The organism is Selenomonas sp., from assembly GCF_052169755.1.
Lineage (GTDB): Bacteria > Bacillota > Negativicutes > Selenomonadales > Selenomonadaceae > Selenomonas.
The window spans coordinates 1-18,108 of sequence record NZ_JBQNBV010000027.1 but is presented as its reverse complement, the minus strand read 5'-3'; the positions used below and the strand labels follow the sequence as shown (position 1 = coordinate 18,108).

At 56.6% G+C, this 18,108-nt stretch carries 17 protein-coding genes; 12 read left to right on the top strand and 5 right to left on the bottom strand.

The features are described 5' to 3' along the window. Nucleotides 1-1,087, bottom strand: a 1,087-nt coding sequence (gene serC, locus ACTTKG_RS03545) for a 3-phosphoserine/phosphohydroxythreonine transaminase (RefSeq protein ID WP_442672879.1), incomplete at its 3' end; no start/stop codon positions are given. 308 nt (nucleotides 1,088-1,395) lie between these two features. Between serC and serA the strand changes: the two genes are divergently transcribed. From serA to ACTTKG_RS03520, 5 genes are all read left to right on the top strand, one after another. Further along, the gene (serA, locus tag ACTTKG_RS03540; protein WP_442672878.1) at nucleotides 1,396-2,979 is read left to right on the top strand and encodes a phosphoglycerate dehydrogenase; all 1,584 of its coding nucleotides are present in this window, start codon (nucleotides 1,396-1,398) and stop codon (nucleotides 2,977-2,979) included. A 321-nt stretch (nucleotides 2,980-3,300) separates the two neighbouring features. Continuing rightward, nucleotides 3,301-4,812: a Na+/H+ antiporter NhaC family protein gene (locus ACTTKG_RS03535; protein WP_442672877.1), complete on the top strand. Its 1,512-nt coding sequence runs from the start codon at nucleotides 3,301-3,303 to the stop codon at nucleotides 4,810-4,812. 69 nt (nucleotides 4,813-4,881) lie between these two features. Continuing rightward, nucleotides 4,882-5,544 carry a TatD family nuclease-associated radical SAM protein gene (locus tag ACTTKG_RS03530; RefSeq protein WP_442672876.1) on the top strand — a complete coding sequence of 221 codons (663 nt, stop codon included), beginning with the start codon at nucleotides 4,882-4,884 and terminating at the stop codon, nucleotides 5,542-5,544. Nucleotides 5,545-6,614: 1,070 nt separating this feature from the next. Next, nucleotides 6,615-7,463: a fumarylacetoacetate hydrolase family protein gene (locus ACTTKG_RS03525; protein WP_442672875.1), complete on the top strand. Its 849-nt coding sequence runs from the start codon at nucleotides 6,615-6,617 to the stop codon at nucleotides 7,461-7,463. 60 nt (nucleotides 7,464-7,523) lie between these two features. Then, nucleotides 7,524-7,664 carry a YvrJ family protein gene (locus ACTTKG_RS03520; protein ID WP_442672874.1) on the top strand — a complete coding sequence of 47 codons (141 nt, stop codon included), beginning with the start codon at nucleotides 7,524-7,526 and terminating at the stop codon, nucleotides 7,662-7,664. 10 nt (nucleotides 7,665-7,674) lie between these two features. Here ACTTKG_RS03520 and ACTTKG_RS03515 read toward each other — a convergent pair whose 3' ends face one another. Continuing rightward, on the bottom strand, nucleotides 7,675-8,133 hold the full coding sequence (locus tag ACTTKG_RS03515) for a nitrous oxide-stimulated promoter family protein (RefSeq protein WP_442672873.1): 459 nt from the start codon (nucleotides 8,131-8,133) through the stop codon (nucleotides 7,675-7,677). A 168-nt stretch (nucleotides 8,134-8,301) separates the two neighbouring features. Here ACTTKG_RS03515 and ACTTKG_RS03510 point away from each other — a divergent pair, with 168 nt between their 5' ends. The 5 genes from ACTTKG_RS03510 (at nucleotide 8,302) to ACTTKG_RS03490 (ending at nucleotide 14,480) form a co-directional block, all read left to right on the top strand. Then, nucleotides 8,302-9,579 (top strand): sensor histidine kinase, encoded by a 1,278-nt coding sequence (locus tag ACTTKG_RS03510; protein ID WP_442672872.1) that lies wholly within the window; start codon nucleotides 8,302-8,304, stop codon nucleotides 9,577-9,579. Next, entirely contained in the window at nucleotides 9,576-11,102 is a 1,527-nt protein-coding gene (locus ACTTKG_RS03505; protein WP_442672871.1) for an aminotransferase class I/II-fold pyridoxal phosphate-dependent enzyme, read from the top strand. The genes ACTTKG_RS03510 and ACTTKG_RS03505 overlap by 4 nt, the downstream gene beginning before the upstream one ends. Before the next feature lie 51 nt (nucleotides 11,103-11,153). After that, on the top strand, nucleotides 11,154-11,993 hold the full coding sequence (rfbD, locus tag ACTTKG_RS03500; RefSeq protein WP_442672870.1) for a dTDP-4-dehydrorhamnose reductase: 840 nt from the start codon (nucleotides 11,154-11,156) through the stop codon (nucleotides 11,991-11,993). 79 nt (nucleotides 11,994-12,072) lie between these two features. After that, nucleotides 12,073-12,996, top strand: coding sequence for an NAD-dependent epimerase/dehydratase family protein (locus ACTTKG_RS03495; protein ID WP_442672869.1), 924 nt, complete (start codon nucleotides 12,073-12,075; stop codon nucleotides 12,994-12,996). Between the two features lie 110 nt (nucleotides 12,997-13,106). Then, complete coding sequence (locus tag ACTTKG_RS03490) at nucleotides 13,107-14,480, top strand: DUF1254 domain-containing protein (RefSeq protein ID WP_442672868.1); 1,374 nt, start codon at nucleotides 13,107-13,109, stop codon at nucleotides 14,478-14,480. Between the two features lie 144 nt (nucleotides 14,481-14,624). Here the strand turns inward: ACTTKG_RS03490 and ACTTKG_RS03485 are convergent, their stop codons facing one another. Next, entirely contained in the window at nucleotides 14,625-14,969 is a 345-nt protein-coding gene (locus tag ACTTKG_RS03485; protein ID WP_442672867.1) for a cupin domain-containing protein, read from the bottom strand. A 91-nt stretch (nucleotides 14,970-15,060) separates the two neighbouring features. On the opposite strand from ACTTKG_RS03485, the gene ACTTKG_RS03480 reads away from it, so the two are divergent. Then, nucleotides 15,061-15,819 carry a YdcF family protein gene (locus ACTTKG_RS03480; RefSeq protein WP_442672866.1) on the top strand — a complete coding sequence of 253 codons (759 nt, stop codon included), beginning with the start codon at nucleotides 15,061-15,063 and terminating at the stop codon, nucleotides 15,817-15,819. A 1-nt stretch (nucleotide 15,820) separates the two neighbouring features. Continuing rightward, nucleotides 15,821-17,158, top strand: a complete 1,338-nt coding sequence (locus ACTTKG_RS03475; protein WP_442672865.1) for an MATE family efflux transporter — start codon at nucleotides 15,821-15,823, stop codon at nucleotides 17,156-17,158. A 47-nt stretch (nucleotides 17,159-17,205) separates the two neighbouring features. On the opposite strand, the gene ACTTKG_RS03470 is transcribed toward ACTTKG_RS03475, so the two are convergent. Continuing rightward, a complete protein-coding gene (locus ACTTKG_RS03470; RefSeq protein WP_442672864.1) occupies nucleotides 17,206-17,469 on the bottom strand; it encodes a Txe/YoeB family addiction module toxin in 264 nt (87 codons plus the stop codon). Then, nucleotides 17,466-17,732 (bottom strand): type II toxin-antitoxin system Phd/YefM family antitoxin, encoded by a 267-nt coding sequence (locus tag ACTTKG_RS03465; protein ID WP_442672863.1) that lies wholly within the window; start codon nucleotides 17,730-17,732, stop codon nucleotides 17,466-17,468. Before ACTTKG_RS03465 ends, ACTTKG_RS03470 begins: the two co-directional genes overlap by 4 nt. Nucleotides 17,733-18,108: the final 376 nt, after the last annotated feature.

Below are 18,108 nucleotides of genomic sequence, written 5' to 3'. Positions count from 1 at the left end.
AGTTTTCCTTGCGGAACTTCTGCATGAAGTCGACGAGGGCGGCGACGCCTTCGTAGGGCATCGCGTTGTAGATCGACGCCCTCATGCCGCCGACGGAGCGGTGTCCCTTGACGCCGCCGATTCCGTATTCTGCGGCTTCGGCGACGAATTTCTTCTCAAGCTCCTCACTCGGCAGGCGGAAGGTGACGTTCATGAAAGAGCGGCTGTCCTTGTCCGCATGACCCTTGTAGAAGCCGTCGGAGCTGTCGATTGCGTCGTAGAGCAGCGCCGCCTTCTTCTCGTTGCGTTTCGCCATTTCGGAAAGACCGCCCTGCGCTTTGATCCATGCAGCGACCTTGCCGACCATGTAGATGCCGAAGGCAGGCGGCGTGTTGTAGAGGGAGTTCTTCTTGTAATGCGTCGAGTAGCGAAGCATCGTGGGAAGCGTCTCCGGGCTCTTTTCGAGCAGCGACTTCTTCGCGACGACGAGGCAGGTGCCGGCGGGGCCGAGGTTCTTTTGAACACCCGCATAGATGAAGCTGAACTTCTTGAAGTCGAGGGGACGCGAGAGCATGTCGGACGACATGTCGGCAAAGAGAGGAACTGAACCCGTCTCGGGAATGTAGTGATATTCCGTGCCGTAAATTGTGTTGTTGTAACAAAGATGCAGATACGCTGCGTTCGGGTCGAGCTTGATCTCTTCCTGCGTCGGTACATGGCGGAAGCCGCCGTCCTTCGAGGAAGCCGCAATCTCGCCGACGCCCAAGAGCGCCGCCTCTTCATAAGCTTTCGTCGCGAAGCTGCCCGACAGCACGTAGCTGCCCTTCTTCTCCTTCGTCGCGTAGTTCATCGCGACCATAGCGAAAGCAAGGCTCGCGCCGCCCTGCACGAAGAGTACGTCGTAGTCGTCGCCGAGTCCCATGAGTGAGAGGATATCCGCCTTCGCCTGATTGTGCACCTCGTCATACGCCTTGGCGCGGTGCGAGATCTCAAGGATCGACATGCCCGAGTTGCCGAAATTGAGAAACTCTGCCTGCGCTTCCTTGAGCACATCGAGCGGCAGGGCGGCGGGGCCGGGATTGAAATTGTAAATGCGATTCGCTTCCACAGAAAGACCTCCTGACAGATTGAAAAAGTGTCTCCTAGATAAATATACATTCAATTCTACCCCCTTCGTCGTGTTTTCGTCAAGTGAATCTTTGTTTTTCCGGTAAGTATGCTTGCCATACGATTGTCCACTGGATAAGTTGCTGAAAAAATGATATGATATTACTATGAAAGTCCAAGAAGTCAAGCCGAAGGCGCAGACTGATTGGATAACTTTCATTAAGGGCGGCGCACAATGTCCACAAAGTGGACGTTTGTGCGTGTAGTTTATTTATGGAGTGAACATCTAGTCGTAGAGGAGCGATGAGTATGAAAATTCTTGTGGCAGACGGCGTATCTCAGAAGGCGATTGACATCCTTTCCCCGAAGTTTGAGGTTGTTGAGAAGCCGAAGCTTTCGCATGAGGAGCTTCTGGACATCATCGGCGATTTCGAGGCCGTTATCGTGCGCTCGGCGTCGAAAGTGACGAAGGACGTCATCGACAAGGCGGCGAAGCTCAAGATTATCGGCCGCGCAGGCGTCGGCGTCGACAACATCGACGTGGCGGCGGCGACAGCGCGCGGCATCATCGTCATCAACTCGCCGGGCGGCAACACGATCGCGGCGACGGAGCACACGATGGCGATGATGCTCGCGATGAGCCGCAACATCCCCATCGCCAACGAGACGATGCAGAAGGGCGAGTGGAACCGCAAGAAGTATGTCGGCGTCGAGCTGCGCGGCAAGACGCTCGGCGTCGTCGGCATGGGCCGCATCGGCTCGGGCGTCGCCAAGCGTGCGCTCTCTTTTGATATGAACGTCATCGGCTACGATCCGTACATCAACGAGGAGCGTGCCAAGGCGATGGGCGTCGCGGTCGGCACGCTCGACGAGGTGATTGAGAAGGCGGATTTCATTACGGTACACATGCCGCTCAATCCGGATACGAAGGATATGCTCGACAAGAAGGCGATCGCACGCATGAAGAAGGGGGTGCGCCTCGTCAACTGCGCACGCGGCGGTATCATCAACGAACAGGATCTCGCCGACGCCGTGAAGGCGGGGCATGTCGCGGGCGCGGCGATCGACGTCTTTACGAGCGAGCCGATAGAAGAGGGCAATCCGCTCGTCGGCGTACCGGGCATCATCCTCACGCCGCATCTCGGCGCATCGACGGTCGAGGCGCAGATCGGCGTCGCTCTCGACGTGGCGGAGGGAATCCGCGCGGCGCTTTCGGGCGAGCCTGTCTTGACGGCGGTCAACATGGCGCCCGTGTCGGCGGACGTCATGCACGTCATCCGTCCCTATCTCGACCTTGCCGAGCGCCTTGGCTGTACGGTATGCTCGTTGGCTGACGGCGCGATCACGGAGCTTGCCGTCGAATACAGCGGCGATATCACCGAGGTCAACACGCAGATGCTCACGACGGGCGTCATCAAGGGTATGCTGAATCCCGTCCTTGAGTTCAACGTCAACTATGTCAACGCGCCGAGCCTTGCCAAGGAGCGCAGCATCAAGGTGCGCGAGGTCAAGCACAAGGAATCGCAGGACTTCCAGAACCTCATCTCCGTATGCGTCAAGACGGCGAAGGGAGAGACGACGGTCAAAGGCACGCTCTTCGGTACGGAAGGCCGCATCGTCTCGATCAACGGCTATCGCGTCGATGTCGATCCGCATGAGCGCATCCTCATCTGCCCGCACATCAACCGCCCCGGCGTCATCGGCACGGTCGGTACGATGATGGGCGAGCGCGGCGTCAACATCTCAAGTATGCAGGTCGGCAGGACGGACAAGGAAGGCACGAACGTCATGGTGCTGACCGTCGATCACGACATCCCGGAAGATCTTTTGCAGAAGATCACTGCCGTCGATGGCATTTTCGGCGCACGTCTCGTGAATTTTCATGCGATCTAAGGAAACACGGATAAATTCAGCCACCCATCTTCACACATCTGCACTGTCCTCTCGTCGTCAACAAATCCTCGATAGGAACAGCGCATCTGTGTAAATCTGGGCGACTTCATTTTATCAGCGTTCCCTAAAACGAAGTCGCTTATATAAGGAGCACCGGCACAAAAGACAGCGGGTTTCGCGCCTGCTGTCTTTTGCGCTTTTTGGGACGCACATCCCCTTTGGCGCGTCGCTTTGCGAATCTCATTGCCACGGAAAATAATCTGTATTATAATGGATTTCGTATCATGGCAAGAGATTTGCCAAAGGAAAGGAAGGGATTTTATGGCAGAGACGGCATGGGCTGTCCTTCCGCCGGTCATTACTATTGTACTGGCTCTCGCGACGAAGGAAGTCTATATGTCGCTGATCATCGGTATTTTTTCCGGAGCGATGCTCTACGCGAATTTTAATGTTTTGGAAGCTGTTCTCACGATGTTTGCCGTCATGGAAAGCAAGGTTGGAGCGAACGTCAATATCCTCGTGTTCCTCGTAATCTTGGGCATTCTCGTCGCCGCCATCACGCGCTCAGGCGCGACGAAGGCTTACGGCGACTGGGCAGTGCGCACGATCAAGGGCAGGCGCAGCGCGCTCGCGATCACGGCTCTTCTCGGCGTAGTGATCTTCATTGACGACTATTTCAACTGCTTGACGGTCGGCACGGTCATGCGCCCCGTGACGGACAAGTTCAAGATCGCGCGTACGAAGCTCGCTTATATCATCGACGCTACGGCAGCTCCCGTCTGCATCCTCGCGCCGATCTCAAGCTGGGCGGCGGCGGTCGGCTCGTCTTTGCCCGAGGGAAGCAGCATCGACGGTTTCGGGCTGTTCCTGCAGACGATCCCAATCAACCTCTACGCTTGGCTGACGCTCGTTTTCATGTGTTTCCTCGTATGGTCGGAGAAGGACTTTTCCGAGATGGGCGCGTCGATCCGAAAGAATGCGGAGAGTTTTTATATTCCGCCGGAGTACGCCGATGTCAAGGAAGAGAAGATCGAGGGCAGGGGCAAGATCTACGATCTTCTGCTGCCTTTGGCGGTGCTTATCGCCGCGTGCGTCTACGGGATGCTCTACACGGGCGGCATCCACGATGGATTGAGCGTCGCCGAAGCGTTTGCGAACTGCGATTCGTCGAAGTCGCTCGTACTCGGCTCCTTCATTGCGTTCGTCTTTACGGGACTCTTATATCTGCCGCGCCGCGTCGTCTCTTTCAACGATTTCTGCACGAGCTTCATTCTTGGCTTCAAGGCGATGTCGCCGGCGCTCTTCATTCTGTGCCTCGCATGGACGCTGTCGGGGATTTGCAGCGACAAATATCTTGATCTCGGCGGTTACGTCGGTCAGCTCGTCAGCGCCAATGCGGGCGTCGTCACGTTCCTGCCCGTCATATTCTTTCTCGTCGGCGCAGGGCTGGCCTTTGCCACAGGTACGTCGTGGGGCACGTTCGGCATCTTGATTCCGATCGCGCTCGCCATCGTCGGCACGGACAGCCCTGTGCTCTCCCTTTGCGTCGCGGCGATCCTTTCGGGCGCTGTCGCAGGCGACCATGCGTCGCCGATTTCTGATACGACGATCCTCGCGTCTGCGGGTGCGCAGTGCCATCACATCGACCATGTATCGACGCAGATCCCTTATGTGCTCGTCGTCGTCAGCGCCTGTACCGTCGGCTACATCGTTGACGGCTTCACGATGAACGGCTGGGCGGGGCTTGCCGTCGCGGCGACGATCCTCGCCATCGTCATGGCTGTCGTCTATTGGCGGGCGCCTGTGCCGCTCAATGACCGCCGCGCGGATTGATAGGAAAAAGCAGCTGCCGCAGGGCAATACGCCTGCGGCAGCTGCTTCATTTGAAAGGAAAATGTACTTATGCTTGTCTATATGGTCGAGCGGGGGAAGTATCTCTTGCCCGAAGAGAGTCTCAAGCGCCGTCCCGAAGGGAAGCGCGGACTCTATGTCAATATCACGAACGAATGTCCATGCGCATGCACCTTCTGCCTGCGCACGATGAAAGATATGCCCGCAGATATGAGCTTGTGGCTCGGCGGCAAGGAGCCGTCGGTCGAGGAAGTCAAGGCGGCGCTTATCGCTGCGCCGTGGGACTATGTGAAGGAAGTCGTATTTTGCGGCTTCGGTGAGCCGACGATGCGGCTTGCCGACCTCATCGAGCTGCTGCACTTCGTCAAAGAGAAGCATCCCGAGATGCCGACGCGCGTCAATACGAACGGACTTTCCGATCTTGTCTACGGACGCGACACGGCGGCAGATTTCGCGGGCGGCATACTCGACACGGTTTCCATCAGCCTCAACGCTTCGAACGCTGAGCGCTATCTGGCGCTGACGCAAAGCGAGTTCGGCATCGAATCCTTCGAAGCGATGCTCGCTTTTGCCGAGAAGATGAAGGCATACGCAGGACACGTCGTCCTCACGATCGTCGAAAAGGTCGAGGGCGCGGAAGAAATCGCAAAATGCCGTGCATTGTGTGAGGCGCGGGGGCTTGATTTGCGCGTGCGCCCGTACGAGGGAAGCTGACAAGATTTCTGCGTTTATGTGCGGAGAATTTGACGAATGGCGCATGGTGTCGTATAATGGAAGTAGAAAAGGTGCTACTGGTAAACGGTCAGCCCCGCACCAAAACTTCTAAATAAGATTAGCCGCCTTTAGCTTAGGGAACTGCGGGCGGCTGTTCTTATGCCTTTGACGCAACGACGCAAATCGTCACGAGGAAAACCAACGACAAGAAATCGTATAGCTCCATGAGCAACGCCCCCTCTCAGGGGCTAAGAATCGACCGCCTACCGCTTGAGTAGCACCGTATATATTATAGCACAAGAGGATGGAAATGTGACATCTTTTCTTGTACGATGTTAGGGGAAGAAAATATTTGATTAAATTATGATATGGAATAGGTCAACAATAAACCCGCCGCAGAAATCTCATAGGAATCTGTCGGCGGGTTTACTTTTTCATCGTCATATACCCTTTTCCTTCGTATTCAGTTGTCGTGCATGGATGCCTCGTCGAGGGGCTTCCGTGCTGTATAAAGCGGTTCGATCGAACAGTTGTGATGGAATATCACAGTTGGATGCATCACTCGTCATCGTTCAAAATCCCAAGCTCGGCAGGTATCTCGGTTCCGATGGGGACTGCGCAATTTACTGAATGACCTTTGCGTACGCATCGACAAGGTGAAAGCTGCCACGGACTTCTCCGCCGTTGTTTTCGACGTTGTGCCTTGTTCCGCAAGACCTTGGAGTCTTTCGTCGCTCCTCGCTGCGGCATCTGTCTGCAAATGACGCACTTCCTAGCCGAAAACCTTCAGGTGGAGAAGGAAAAGCCTATTCCTCAATAAACCTCACACCTTTCGTGTAACTATATTGAGAAGAGCCTCTTTCGGCTGACCGACACTTGCCTTGCCTGCGGAGTCCAACCTGCATGCAGGCTTGTCCTCGCTGCCGACGTTATCCGTCCTTTCTCCTCTTTACGGCTTTATTATAACATGACAGAAAACAAAATACAATATCGGTTTTGAATTTTCTAAAATATTTTGCAGGAATGGCGAAGAATGTGTCGTATAAATAAAAATATCTATACGAGGGGGAATGATCGTGAAACTCTTAAATTTTTATACGGCGGACGGGGATGTTCATATCGGTGCAAGCGATGGGGAAAAGATCGTCGATGTCAGCGCCGTCGGTTACAGCTGGGGATGGCAGGAGATTTTTTCCGATTGGGAAAGGATTGCACCGCAGATCGAAAGCATCTTGCAGCACGCGAAACCTTTGGCGCACGCCATACGCTTTGCGCCTGCCGTGACGGCGCCGGGCAAGATCCTCTGCGTCGGACTCAATTATGCGAGCCATCGCGCGGAGGTGCCGTTCGGTGCGCCCAAGTATCCTGCGCTCTTCAGCAAGTTCAGCAATGCGCTCAACGCTGCCGGCGGTGAAGTATATTTGCCCGCAGGCGCAAAAGAGTTGGATTATGAGGCGGAGCTGGTCGTCGTCGTCGGCAGGCGTATCAAGGATGCGGCGGCAGAAGAAGCCGCCGCTGCCATCTTCGGCTATACGGCGGGCAACGATTTCACGGCACGTGACTTGCAGCGGCGTACATCGCAGTGGCTGCTCGGCAAGACGCCCGACGGTTTTGCACCCCTCGGTCCCTATATCGTGCCCGCAGCGGAGATCGACATATCGTGCCTGGCTGTTCAGACGTTCGTCAATGGAAAGATGCGCCAAGACGGGACGACGGCGGACATGATCTTCTCGCCCGCCGAAATCGTCAGCTACATTTCGAAGTGCATGACGCTCGAGCCTGGCGACGTCATTTTCACCGGCACGCCGCACGGTGTGATCTTTGGACTGCCGGAAAAAGAGCGCGTCTGGCTCAAGGCAGGCGATGAGGTCGTCGTAAAGATCGAGGGAATCGGTGAGCTAAGGAATGTGATTGCCTAGCCGGCAGCCATGATAGGAAAAGCCCCCTCGCTGCATGTATGCGTGCGAGGGGGTGATGAGATGAGCGATCTTCTGGCGGCGTTTGGCAGCTACGGCTTCCCGATGGCGGTCACGGCGTTTTTGCTCGTGCGCATCGAAGCGAAGCTCGGCGCTTTGAACGACAGTGTGCGAGAGCTTGCGGGCGTCATCGCAAAGAAGTGAGGGGTGATCCTCACTTCTTTTTTTTGCTGCGCGCTTCTTCGCGGCGCTTTGCAGCTTTTTCTTTCGCTTCGATCTTTTGCTGTTCCTTTTTGTCGCGCTCTTTGAGGGCGTAGTCGACGCCCATGCTTGCGAGCTTGTGTTTGATCGTCATGATCGGATGGCGAAGCAGCATACTCTTCTGATTTGCGGTCATGATCTTACGAAACTCGACGTTTTGACTTTTCGAAAAGCACGGATTTTCACAGCGGTCGCAGATTGGCTTTGTGATGCCGTAAGGACAGCGGTTCATCTTCATCAGCACGGTGGCGAGAAGCGCCGTACACTTGGGGCAGAGTTTGTCTCCCGCAGTGCCGTGCTCCTTATGACAGTAGACGGCGAATGTTTTCTTGATGTTCGCCTTTTCCTTCGGAATATTGTTCTTGATTTCCGGCGGCTTTTTCTTGGGCAGGAATCTGGAAAAAATGCTCATGTCAATTCTCCTTCACGATGGGATATAGTAGTAAAAGTGCTTCTTCTTAGTTTAACGGCAACAGGGTGGAAAAGCAAGCGGTTTGTGCTTAAACTCATCCTTGAACACGAGGCAATGTCTGTTATATAATGAGATGAAATATTCGTTGAAAAAGGGGGCGGCGATATTATGGGGCGGGAGAGTACCGTGCTGGAGTTTCCTCGCGGCGTGATCGACAAGCTCAGTGCCAAGTCGCTGGATAGTATTCTAAAAAATACGGTCAGTACCATCGAGATGAATAAGACACAGATCTTTGACATCTATGAGGCGGCGCGCGGCGAGGTCGAGACGAGCCGCCGCACGCTTGAGGATCTGCGCGAACTCACGCGGCAGACGATCAAGAAGGTCGATGAACTTTCGGAGATCGAGCAGCGGGAGAAGAGGAAGCTCGCTGAGACGAGCAGCGACTTCGGCAATTATTCCGAGGAGCGCATACGCGAGTATTACGAGTCGGTCAAGGGCATCCAGATGGAACTCAGCGCGGCGCGGGAGAAGGAGGGTCAGCTGCGTGCGCAGCGCGATGCTTTGGAGCTTCGCCTGCACGGTTTGAAGGATATTTTGAAGACGGCGGAGCATCTGGCGATCTGCATCGGCTCGGTCTTGAGCTATTTGAGCGACCAGATCAACGGCGTCGTTTGGCAGATTGAGGAGGCGCAGAAAAGCAAGTTCATCGGTGCGCAGATCATCAAGGCGCAGGAAGAGGAGCGCCTGCGCGTTTCGCGCGAGCTGCATGACGGTTCGGCGCAGGAGATCGCGAACCTCATCTTCCAGGCGTCGATCATCGAGCGCATGGTTGACCGCGATCCCGAGGAGGCAAAGCGCGGCTTGCAGGAGCTTCGGCAGCAGATACGCGGCTGCCTGACGGATATACGCCAGATCATCTTTGATATGCGCCCGATGTCGCTCGACGATCTCGGTCTTGAGCCGGCGCTGCGCCAGCTCATCAGCAAGATGCGTGAACGCGGTATGCTCGATGCTTCCATCGCCGTGGAGGGCGAGGAGCAGAAGCTCGCGAAGTATGCAGAGGTCAGCGTTTTCCGCATTGTGCAGGAATCGTTGAACAACGTCAGCCGTCATGCGGGTGTCAAGAAGGCGGAGGTGCGTATACTCTATACAGCGTCGGCGCTTGCCATCACCGTGAAGGACGAGGGCAGGGGCTTCGATCCGGACGCGGAAGAGGATGCTGTGCCGAACGCAGAAGAGCCGTTTGACGACGACCGCGACGTGAATGATCCGGTATCGCGCAGCGCTTACGGGCAGTTCGGACTTCTCGGCATGAGAGAGCGCGCCGCCATCATCGGTGCGGAACTCAACATCATCTCCGAGATCGGCAAGGGTACCTGCATACACTTGCGTCTGCCGTTCCGTCCGAATGTGCTGGCAGCGGAAAAGGCAGCGAAGAAGTGATCGCAGACGAAAGTCAAAAGAGAGCGCCGCTTGCCGCCGCCATGTGCGCGTATCGAAAAGACGGCGCTCTTGCCTTTCATACGCCGGGGCATAAGCAGGGGGCAGGCGCACATGTACTGCTGCGGGAGCTTGTGACGGAGACGGGGCTTCGAGAAGAAGTCTCGCTGATGGACGAGCTTGACGACCTGCACGAGCCGAGGGGCTGTCTCAAGGATGCGCAGGATCTCGCCGCCGCGCTCTATGGCGCGGATGCGGCGTTTTTCGCCGTCAACGGCACGACGGGGGCGATCCATGCGATGCTCCTTGCGGCGCTTTCGCCGGGCGACGCTGTGCTCGTGCCGCGCAACGCGCATCGCTCCGTATTCGGCGGCCTTGTGCTTGCGGATGCACGCCCCATTTATATTGAGCCGGAAGTTGACGAAGCGCTCGGCATCGCGCACGGACTTTCCGTTGAAGCTGTGCGCGATGCGTGCAGCAGGCATCCTGAGGCGCGGGCGCTCTTTCTCGTATCGCCGACGTATTACGGCGTCGCATCCGACGTGCGCAGCATCGCTGAGATCGTGCATGAAGCGGGCATGACGCTCCTTGTCGACGAGGCGCATGGCGCACACCTCGCTTTTTTTGAAGAGCTGCCTGAAGCGGCGATGGCGGCAGGTGCGGATCTTGTTGCACAGAGCACGCACAAGCTTTTGGGTGCGATGACGCAGGCGTCGCTTCTTTTGCTGAGAGAAACGCGCGTGGAAAAGGAGCGCGTGCAGCGGGCGATGCGTCTTTTGACGACAACAAGCCCGAATTATCTCTTAATGGCGTCCTTGGACATTGCGCGGCTGCAGATGGCGGAGGCGGGTGCGGCGTATCTTGCGCGCGCCGTGGGGCTTGCGCGGGAGCTGCGCCGCGAGATCAATGGCATCGCGGGTCTTTTCTGCTTCGGCGAGGAGCGCATGGGCGGCGCGGGCGCATTTGCGCTCGATCCGCTGAAGATCACGGTGACGGTCACGGGACTTGGGCTTACGGGCGCTGAGGCGGCGCGCATCCTGCGCCGCGCGCATAAGATCGAAGCGGAGCTTTTCGATGCGCGAAACGTGCTGTTTCTTTTGACGTATGCCGATACGGAGGCGAGTGCAGCGCGTCTCTTGGCGGCTTTGCGTGCGCTGGCGAAGGACGCAGCGGATGCGGGGCGCACTGCGCAGACTGCGATGCTGATACAGCCGCCCGCGGGGCGTGCGGCATCGCGCACCGTAGAGAAGTGTGCGTCTGAGGTGCTGCTGCCTGCTGCGCCGCCCTTAGCGCTCATGCCGCGCGAAGCGTTCTATCGCTGCGCTGTTTGTTGTCCTTTGCACGATGCGGCAGGACGTATCGCTGCGGAGACGATTGCTTTTTATCCGCCGGGCATTCCCGTGATCTGTACGGGTGAGGTCTTTACGGCGGACGTCTGCCGCTATATGGAAGCCATGCGGGCGGCGGGACTCAAGGTCACGGGCGCTGCAGATGCGACGCTGCGGACGGTGCGTGTGATCGACTGACGGCGGAAAGGAAGAGCGCGGGTGCGTTGGGCATAAGGAAAGGAGTTTTAGATGAAGGTACTTGTCACAGGCGTGAGCGGGCAGTTGGGCTTTGATGTCGTGCGGGAACTTTTGTCGCGCGGCGTTGCGGCGAAGGGCGTAGGGATTGAGGACTTTTCGCTGACGGATTTTGCTGCCATGCGCCGCTTCGTTGAAGACTATCAGCCGACGGCGATCATCCACTGCGCGGCATATACCGCGGTGGACAAGGCGGAGGATGAGCCGGAGCTTTGCCGCGAGGTGAATGCGGCGGCGACGGGAGAGCTTGCCCGCTTGGCGAAGGAAATCGGCGCGAAGCTCCTCTACATCAGCACCGATTATGTATTTCCCGGCACGGGCGAGGATTTTTATGAGCCTGCCGATGAAAAAGCGCCGTGCAACGTCTACGGCGAGTCGAAGCTCCTCGGCGAAGAGGCGGCGCAAAAAGCGCTTGAAGAGCTGTTCATCGTGCGTATCTCATGGGTGTTTGGGGAAAACGGCAAGAACTTCATCAAGACGATGCTGCGCCTTGCCGAAACCCATGAAGAGCTTTCCGTCGTCGGCGATCAGATCGGCTCGCCGACGTATACAAGAGATCTCGCCGTGCTGCTCGCCGATATGATTGCGACGCAGAAATACGGCGTCTATCACGCGACGAACGAGGGCGTCTGCTCGTGGGCGGAGCTTGCGAAAGAGGCTCTTCGCTGTGCGGGCAAGACGACGCGCGTGAAGGCGATCAAGACGGAGGAATATCCGACGAAGGCGAAGCGGCCGAAGAATTCGCGCCTGTCGAAGAAATGTCTCGATGATGCGGGCTTCTCGCGTCTGCCCGATTGGCGCGACGCCGTGGCGCGGTATGTCGAGCGGATTTGACGCATCCGCATGAGTGGGCTATAATGGGTTCGCATGAGAAAATGCGGCATGGCTGCATTTTGTTTAGGAGGTGCTGCATTTGAATATACTGGTGACCGGCGGTGCGGGCTTTATCGGCTCGCATCTTGTGCGTGCGCTTCTCGCAAAGGGGGAGAGCGTCACGGCGATGGACAATTTGTCGACGGGGCTTGCCGGGAATCTGCCGCCGGAAGCGCAGCTCATCGAGATGGATATTTTGGATGGAGAACTGCCGAAGGTCGTGGCGGCGGGGGCTTTCGACGCCATCGTTCACCTTGCGGCGCAGACGATGGTCGATACGTCGATCAAGGATCCGCTGCTTGATACGCGTGAAAATCTCTTGGGTACGGTGCATGTCTTGGAAGCGGCGCGTGCGGCGAACGTCAAGCGTGTCATTTTCGCTTCGACCGCCGCCGCTTACGGCGATGTGAAGGAGGACGACCTGCCCGTGCGCGAGGCGCAGCCGACGGAGCCGATGTCGTTCTACGGACTTTCGAAGCTGACGGTCGAAAAATACCTTGAGATGTATCATAAGCTCTACGGGATGGAGTACGTCGTTCTGCGCTTTGCGAACGTCTACGGCGAGCGGCAGGGCGACGGCGGTGAGGGCGGCGTCATCAGCATCTTCGCCAAGGCGGTGGCAGAAGGGCGTGACATCACGATCTACGGCGACGGCGAGCAGACGCGCGACTTCATCTATGCAGGCGACGTCGCCGAGGGCATCCGGGCGGCGCTTCAGACCGAAGAAGTGAATGCCGCTTACAACCTTTCAACGCAGACGGAGACAAGTCTGCGGGAGCTTGTCTCTCTTCTTGCGGAGATCTGCGGACGCGAGATCGTCCCGAAGTACGGTGCAGAGAGAGAGGGCGACATTTACAAGTCGATGCTCTCGAACAGCCGCGCACGGCGCGGTCTTGACTGGCAGCCTGTCACAACGCTTGCCGAGGGGCTTCGGCGTACATACGAGTATTTCTGCGGCAAGTGAGAAGAGGGGCTGGGAGAATGCGAGAGCGTTTTATCCACAGCCCCTTTTTTAGAAAGAGTCATAAACGATATACAGAAAAAGCGACCAAGAAAGCAGAAAAGGAGAACAAAATGAAGAAGATGCTTGCAACACTTCTAGCGGTGTTCACGCTGCTGACATGCGGATTTTTTTCCGACTGCTCTGCCGAAAAAACACAGCCGGATACCGATGCTGTGTGGGAAACGGTCGGCGAAGCGTACATCTATGCGTTCCCGCTGGTACTCACGGATGCAACCAAGACATTATCGACCAATACGGACGGAACCGTGGCAAGCCGTGCGCCTGTCAATCAGTTCAACCACGCAAAAAAGCTGGCGGACGCCTCTTTCCGCACCGTTGTGACGCCGAACGTCGATACCGTCTATTCGCAGGCATGGCTCGATATCGGTGCAGAACCCATGATCTATGTCCTGCCGGAAACGGATCGTTTCTGCAACGTGCAGATTCTGGACGCATGGACGAACACCGCTGCCGTGCTGGATACGGCGGGCGCCTATGCGATTGCGCTTCCCGATTGGGAGGGCGAACTGCCTGACGGGGTGACGCGCGTGGACGTGCCCACCGCAACGGTGTGGTCGATCGCTCGTGTCGTGCTGTCCGGCGACGAGGATCTCCCCCATGTTTATGCCATTCAGGATCAAATGCAGCTTCTCCCGCTCTCCGCCTATGGCGAGGAGGGGCGATATACTGCGCCGCAGGGAAGGTATGCGAAGGAAAATGACTTTGTTCCGATAGACAAGGTTCTTTCCATGACGCCGGACGAATTTTTCAATACCGCCAATAGGCTGATGCAGGTCAATCCGCCGGCAGACGCTGACGAAGAACTGCTGAAAAAACTTTCTGCCGTCAACGTGGGAGCCGGTATGACGTTCGACGCCGCACTCTTGGGCGAGGACGCTGCCGAGCGGTGGAAGAAAATGCTGCAAGGACTTCGTGCCACGCTTGCTGCCGACGGCGCAAAGTATGCACAGAAGCTCGGGCAGTGGCGATATTACGGCAAGCCGATCGGCGATTTTGGAACAGAATACACCTACCGCGCTATGGTGGCGCTGGTGGGGCTGGGAGCCAACACGGTGGATGTAGCGATCTATCCCAAGACTGCAGTGGACGAAATCGGCGCGGCGTTGAACGGAGAAAAGACGTATACACTCCACTTTGCATCCTTGCCTCCCACACTGGAGGGCGGGTTCTGGTCCGTGACCGCCTATGGTGAGGACGACTTTCTCATCGACAATCCAATCCATCGCTTCTGCATCAACGACCGCTCTGCGTTCGATTTGAATGAGGATGGTACGCTGGATATTGTTCTGTCGAAGAACGCGCCGGAGAATACAGCCAACTGGCTGCCTGTTTCTGACGGAGGATTTCATCTTTTCATGCGCATTTATGTGCCGGATATGGATGCGTTGGAGACATGGCAGCCGCCCGTCATTCGTGAACAGTAAGAAATCTGAACGCCAAAAGCACGGATAGAATGAGATAAATCCACCGCACAGCAGGGCTGTGCGGTGGATTTGCCGATGCGGAGCAGACAGGAAAGATGCGCCAAGAGAGCGGCGCTGCATGGATCCGTGCTTCTTTAGAAGTATTCAACTGTTGATGATCAGCGCCATGAACACGAGATCTTCCGTGCCGTTCTCGTTCGACAGTCCATGATACTCGCCGTCCGGACAGAAGGTCGTCGTACCGGGACCGACTTCGATCTCCTCGCCGTTGTTGTTGTAGATGCCTTTGCCTTGCAGGATGAAGTACGCTTCACTGTTGCCCTTGTGCTGATGGTAGCCGAGCGACGAGCCGGGTTTGATTGTGATGCGCGCAAAGGTCGAGCATTTGTCGCGCATCTGTTCCTTGCTGAGCAGATGCTCCAAGCTGACCTCGCCTTTGCCGCCGGCGGCGTTCTTGCGAATCTCGATGCTTTCTTGCAGAATTGCCATAGTGTTCTCTCCTTTTTCTTGTTTTAGTCTACTGCCTTTATTCGAGGATTTTTGTCGGAATCCTCTTTTCTGATGAAAGGGAAATCATTCGATGATCCAGTTTTTGAAATTTGGTGCGAGTTTCTTTCTGCCGCCCGGCATTTTTTTTCTTGCATTCATCCTCATTGCCTGTCTCGCATGGAAGAAGGGCGAGCGCTTCGCAGCGAAGCTGATCGTGCTCGTTACCGCAGTCTTTTACCTCTTGTCTACCTATCTGGTTGCGGATGTTCTCATGGGAACGTTGGAGAGCGCCTATGAACCGCCGGAGAATCCGCAGGGCGACGTCGTTATCATGCTCGGCGGCGGCGCCTTCTCCGATGCGCCCGACGTCGACGGCGAGGGCGCTTTGACGGCAAGCCCGTCGGCGCGCCTTCTGACCGCCGTGCGGCTCGCGCGTAAACTCGACTTGCCGATTCTCGTGTCGGGCGGGCAGGTGTTTCAAGAGAGCGGCAAGGAAGCATTGCTCGCCAAGCGCACGCTCGTTTCGCTCGGCGTGCCGGAGAGCCGCATCCTCGTCGAAGGGGACAGTCAGAATACGGTGCAGAATGCGGCGTATACGGCGAAGATCCTCAAGGAGCACGACCTCGTGCGCCCGATCCTCGTCACGAGCGCCTTCCACATGAAGCGCTCCGTCCTAAACTACGAGAAACTCGGCATCGAGGTCGTGCCGTACCCGACGGATTACATGGTCAGCCATCATCCGGTCTTTCACGTGGTAAAGCTCGCGCCATCGGCGGACGCTCTGCACACGAACGCCGTCGTGCTGCAGGAGATCCTGCGTACCGCCGTGACATATTGCTTGGGGAAATGACATGGCAAAAGATATGACCGAGGGAAGCCCCGCAAGGCTCATCCTCTTCTTCACCCTGCCGCTCATTGCGGGCAATATCATGCAGCAGCTCTATGCCTTTATCGACACGCTGCTCGTCGGGCGCTTCCTTGGAATCGAAGCGCTCGCCGCCGTCGGCTGCACGGGCAGCCTGATGTTTCTGATGCTCGGCTTCGTCATCGGTCTGACCTCGGGGCTTGCCATCTGTACGGGGCAGCGCTATGGCGCAAAAGATACTGTGGGCGTCCGAAAGAGCGCGGCGGCATGTGCCGTACTCTCCCTCTTGATTGCCGCTTTTCTGAGCATCGTTGGTTTCTTCTTCTGCCGTCCGCTGCTCGAAGTCATGAACACGCCGGCAGAACTCTTGGACAATGCGACGGCATTCTTTTCGATTATATGCGGCGGAGCGGTTTTCGCTACCGCCGCATTGATGGCGGCGAACATCCTGCGCGCCCTCGGCGACAGCAAGATGCCGACGTTCATCCTCGGTGTCGGCATCGCCGTCAACATTGCGCTTGAAGTGCTTTTTCTGCTCACATTCGGCTGGGGTATTCCGGGCGCGGCGCTCGCGACCGTAGTCTCGTGGGCGTTCGCGACGGGGATCTTCCTCGTCTACATCGCGCGGCGTGCGCCCGAGCTTCATGTGCGGCGCGAAGATTGGCGCTTATCGTGGAGCTTTTTGCGTGCGCACCTTGCGATCGGCCTGCCTATGGGGTTTCAGGCGACGATCATCGCCTTCGGCGCCGTGATCCTGCAAGTCGCTCTGAATGGACTGGGCCCCGTCGCCGTCGCTGCCTATGCGGCGGCGCAGAAGGTCGATACGCTCGCCATGATGCCGATGATGTCGTTCGGTGCGGCGATGGCGGCGTATACGGCGCAGAATTACGGCGCGGGCAAGTTCAGCCGCATCCGTATGGGCGTGCTGTCGTGCTGTCGGATGTCCGTCGGTTTCAGCCTCGCGGCGGGTGTGCTTGTCATCGCTGCAGGCCCTCATCTCATAGAGCTTTTTGTCGGCGCGCAAGAGGTCGAGGCAATTCGGCTCGGGCAGACATATTTCCTTGTGAACGGTCTGACATACTGGATCTTGTCGCTGCTCTTCATCTTTCGCTATACGCTGCAAGGACTTGGACAATCCTTCGTGCCGACGGTCGCGGGCGTCATGGAACTCATCATGCGTGCGACGGCGGGCATCTGGCTCGTTGACGCTCTCGGCTTCCTCGGCGCCTGTCTCGGCAACCCTATGGCATGGCTCGGCTCGTGCGTGCCGCTCGCCATTGCATACTTTGCGACAGTTCGACGCTTGCCGAAGGAAGCGCGGTAAGGAAAAGGGAAGCTGCCATCGCATTTGCTGTGGCAGCTTCCCTTCCTTTAGTCTTCATAGTGTCCTTTGCAGGCTTTTACAATGATGTCGCTGTCGGCGATTTCATAGACCAGACGATTGGCATCGTCGATTCGTCGGCTGTATTCGCCATCCCGATATCTGAGTTTCTCGGGTTTTCCTAGAGCGCCCATAGCGCCGTTTCGTTCGATGCTTTTTAGAAGATCATTGATTCGTCGGATCATTCTTTTGTCTGAGGCTTGCCAGTCGATGTATTGCTGAAAGCCCTTTTCTGTGAAAATAATGCGGCTCATGGATTTGCCATACGCTCCAACTCAGTCATCGTCTTTACGACGACATTGCCTTCTCGCAGCTGCCGGTCGCTTTCTTCAAGCATGGCGAGGTACTCGGCGTTTCGCTGCGCTTTTTTCATGCGCTTGTACTCGTGCTCGGAAAGAATGACAATATTGTGGTTTTCTTTTCGCGGTACGATGACGGTATCTCCTTCATAAGCCAGATCGAAATATTTCTTCATATTTGCGCGGATGTCGGATTGTTTTGCGATGGTGATATTCATGGCGGTTCTCCTTCCGGGCAGATGATTTATGTACGGAATTTTGTCTGTAGTTTTGTGCTTATTTTTGTACTTGATTTTGTACGTATAGGATAACAAAGATTTATTTGGCTGTCAACTTTTTGCCGATCGCATGAATCGGGTGCAGAAACAGTTCGGGTGTGTTAAAATATAAAAAAACAGGACGATCACACAGGAGGAGCTTTTCGATGAATCGTGAGAATCGCATCAGTACGAAGCCGGCGGATCGCGGGATGCTCAAGGCATTGTGCCGCTATCTCGACCGATTTTGGCGTCCCGAAGGCGAAGCGCCGGATGAAACGCCGCATATTCCAGACACGTTGTATGACGTGGAGCCGTGCGAAGAGGAGCGCAGGCG

Excerpts from the sequence above, each read along its gene's own strand:
- ACTTKG_RS03525 (WP_442672875.1), top strand. The coding sequence starts at position 6,615 with ATGATCGTGAAACTCTTAAATTTTTATACGGCGGACGGGGATGTTCAT.
- ACTTKG_RS03470 (WP_442672864.1), bottom strand. The coding sequence starts at position 17,469 with ATGAGCCGCATTATTTTCACAGAAAAGGGCTTTCAGCAATACATCGAC.
- ACTTKG_RS03485 (WP_442672867.1), bottom strand. The coding sequence starts at position 14,969 with ATGGCAATTCTGCAAGAAAGCATCGAGATTCGCAAGAACGCCGCCGGC.
- serA (WP_442672878.1), top strand. The coding sequence starts at position 1,396 with ATGAAAATTCTTGTGGCAGACGGCGTATCTCAGAAGGCGATTGACATC.
- ACTTKG_RS03510 (WP_442672872.1), top strand. The coding sequence starts at position 8,302 with ATGGGGCGGGAGAGTACCGTGCTGGAGTTTCCTCGCGGCGTGATCGAC.
- ACTTKG_RS03480 (WP_442672866.1), top strand. The coding sequence starts at position 15,061 with ATGATCCAGTTTTTGAAATTTGGTGCGAGTTTCTTTCTGCCGCCCGGC.
- ACTTKG_RS03535 (WP_442672877.1), top strand. The coding sequence starts at position 3,301 with ATGGCAGAGACGGCATGGGCTGTCCTTCCGCCGGTCATTACTATTGTA.
- rfbD (WP_442672870.1), top strand. The coding sequence starts at position 11,154 with ATGAAGGTACTTGTCACAGGCGTGAGCGGGCAGTTGGGCTTTGATGTC.
- ACTTKG_RS03530 (WP_442672876.1), top strand. The coding sequence starts at position 4,882 with ATGCTTGTCTATATGGTCGAGCGGGGGAAGTATCTCTTGCCCGAAGAG.
- ACTTKG_RS03515 (WP_442672873.1), bottom strand. The coding sequence starts at position 8,133 with ATGAGCATTTTTTCCAGATTCCTGCCCAAGAAAAAGCCGCCGGAAATC.
- ACTTKG_RS03475 (WP_442672865.1), top strand. The coding sequence starts at position 15,821 with ATGGCAAAAGATATGACCGAGGGAAGCCCCGCAAGGCTCATCCTCTTC.
- ACTTKG_RS03490 (WP_442672868.1), top strand. The coding sequence starts at position 13,107 with ATGAAGAAGATGCTTGCAACACTTCTAGCGGTGTTCACGCTGCTGACA.
- ACTTKG_RS03465 (WP_442672863.1), bottom strand. The coding sequence starts at position 17,732 with ATGAATATCACCATCGCAAAACAATCCGACATCCGCGCAAATATGAAG.
- ACTTKG_RS03520 (WP_442672874.1), top strand. The coding sequence starts at position 7,524 with ATGAGCGATCTTCTGGCGGCGTTTGGCAGCTACGGCTTCCCGATGGCG.